Origin of the sequence: Psychrobacter sp. 16-MNA-CIBAN-0192, assembly GCF_040309565.1 — a bacterium.
In the GTDB taxonomy this organism is placed as follows: Bacteria; Pseudomonadota; Gammaproteobacteria; order Pseudomonadales; family Moraxellaceae; genus Psychrobacter.
In genome coordinates this window covers 1-254 of sequence record NZ_JBEOOX010000494.1, presented here as the reverse complement: position 1 = coordinate 254, position 254 = coordinate 1, and the positions used below count along the sequence as shown (strand labels likewise).

The following is a 254-nucleotide window of genomic DNA, read 5'->3' as shown; positions in this document are numbered from 1 at the left end:
ATGAAGGACGTAATAACTTGCGAAAAGCGTTGGCGAGCTAGTAATAAGCATTTGAGCTAACGATATCCGAATGGGGAAACCCAGCAGCATAAGCTGTTATCACTACATGAATACATAGTGTAGTGAGGCAAACCCGGGGAACTGAAACATCTAAGTACCCGTAGGAAAAGAAATCAACCGAGATTCCGATAGTAGCGGCGAGCGAACGGGGATTAGCCCTTAAGTCTATGGGGTGTTAGTGGAATGTGTTGGAA

Annotated in this window: 1 rRNA gene; it reads left to right on the top strand. The window is 45.3% G+C overall.

Annotated features, from left to right (window positions below):
* Nucleotides 1–254, top strand: a 23S ribosomal RNA gene (locus tag AAEY78_RS14100); the annotation flags it as partial.